General features: G+C 64.0%; 1 protein-coding gene and 1 pseudogene. One reads left to right on the top strand and one right to left on the bottom strand.

Features of this window, described 5'->3' with window-relative positions; all coding sequences use genetic code 11:
- A partial coding sequence (locus B9G38_RS16355) for a GTPase (protein ID WP_086221084.1) occupies positions 1 to 863 on the top strand: 863 nt, incomplete at its 5' end.
- Positions 864 to 2,019: 1,156 nt separating this feature from the next.
- Here the strand turns inward: B9G38_RS16355 and B9G38_RS17970 are convergent.
- A pseudogene (locus tag B9G38_RS17970) lies at positions 2,020 to 2,138 on the bottom strand (diphthamide biosynthesis enzyme Dph2); the annotation flags it as partial.

The following is a 2,138-nucleotide window of genomic DNA, read 5'->3' as shown; positions in this document are numbered from 1 at the left end:
GGACCGCCGGCAACGTGCTCTCCGACAACTTGGAGAACGTCGTCACCTCGTGGCCCGACTTCGGCTTCGACGTCGACCCGTTCTACTACGAGCTGGCGGACGCCATCGTCGACGTCGACCGCCTCCGACAGGCGCTCTCGCAGGTGATGTGGGCCGGCCGCCAGATCGAGGACCTCCGCGACGAGTACACGACGAAGATCCGGAACTCGGACGTGGACACCGCCCGCAAACACCGCAAGCAGGCGTTCGCGCGCATGGCCGACGTGATGGACCAGATCGAAGAGGACTTACGGTACATCGGCGACTCGCGGGACCAGCTGAAGGTCCTCCCGGAGATCGACCCCGACGAGCCCGCCATCGTCGTCGCGGGCTACCCGAACGTCGGGAAGTCGTCGTTCGTGAACCGCGTCACCCGCGCGTCGAACCGGATCGCGGAGTACCCGTTCACCACGAAGGGCGTCCAGATCGGCCACTTCGACCGGAACCACGTCCGGTACCAGATCGTCGACACCCCCGGTCTCCTCGACCGCCCCGAAGACGAGCGCAACGACATCGAGCGGCAGGCGGTGAGCGCCCTCGAACACCTCGCGGACGCCGTCGTCTTCGTCATCGACCCCTCCGGCGACTGCGGCTACCCCCTCGACGTCCAGCTGGAGCTCCGCGAGGAGGTCCGCGAGCTGTTCGGCGCGGACGTGCCGCTGCTCACCGTGGCGAACAAACACGACCGCTTCGACGCGGTGAAAGCCGAGTCCGTCGACGCGACGATGAGCGTCACGGAGGACGAGAACGTCGAGGACGTCCTCGACATGGCGGTCGACGCGGTCGGCTACGAGCCCGACCTCCCCACGCGCGACGGGGAGTAGTCACGGGAGTGGGAATAGCACGTCTTGGGAGTGGTCATTTATAAGCCAGATTGCGGTGTTGCTGTCGGCTGTTTATAAGTAGCCGACGCTACTGCGGCGAGTGCCTCCAAAGCTCCAGTCGCTTGTTTATAAATGGCCGACTGTGGATCGACCACGAACGGCTTCAAAGCCCCAGCCGGGAGGACTCGATGCGCTCGCTGTGGTCCTCGGTCGGTCGCTATCGCTCCCTCCCTGCGGTCTCGCCGGCGGCTTCGCCGCCTGCTGTCCGAGGGACCTTCGGTCCCTCGCTACTTGCGTCGCGCGTCTTCGTCCTCCCGGCAGCGTGGCGCGACGCGCCACGGGCAGCCGGCGGCGAAGCCGCCGGCGACTGCCCCTTTGAGTCCCGCCCCGCACAGCCCCGCACAGCACCTCACGCCTCCCCAGCCTCGCGGTTCGCGCTCTCCGAGCGCTCACCGCGTCCCTCGCGGGCTGGCTCGCGGCCGCCGGTGGCGGCCGCTCGCAGGCGCGCCGCCGTCTACCATTTATACGCGCCCGTCGCTGTCGCTCAGGACTATCTAAATACGACATCGCGGCCGGCGATCTGCGATACCCATTCCCGCTATCGCTCACCGCTACCGCTATACTGACCACGCCCTGGTCAGAGTATATCACTTCCTAAGGATTTCAACAGAGCCATAAAATTCTAATTTATAAGTGCTATCTCGAGTGAAACGGCCGGTAGATGGATGCTGCGTCTCGATCTCTGTTAGAGCGAATCAGTTCTGTCCGAACGTGAAAACACATCGAATTGATTTTCCGGAGGGGCAACCGTACTCTTGACGGGTATGCCCTCCGAGAAGACGTGTCCCGATTGCGAGGAACCTCTGGAACGGATGGAACTGCAAGGAACCGACGCCGTTGGCGAACTATCCATCGTTTCACCATCGACAGACGACGGATTTCTCAGTAGTATCCGAGCGGACGAGATCCTGACGCCAGTTCCGTACGTCTGCCCTGAGTGCCGACGAACCCTCCTGTATGCGGAAACGTAGCCGATACAGCATGTCCGGAGAATAGAAACAGGGTCAGGTAACCGGGACCCCGAAGAACACCTCCAAAGCCCCAACCGCGAGGACAGCGCACGCTCGCTGTCGTTCGAAGGGCGCTTCGCGCCGCCCTACCAGGTGTCGTGGAACGTGTCGAACTCGATCGAGTCGAGCGGCTTCTCGCCGATGGCGGCCTCGTACTCGCCGGGCGTCAGCATCGGCTTGTGGAACCGCGGGCCGTCGTCGGTCG

Source organism: Halorubrum sp. SD612 (genome assembly GCF_002135005.1).
Note: the sequence above shows the minus strand (reverse complement) of the source record. Positions and strands in the feature narration are given on the sequence as shown.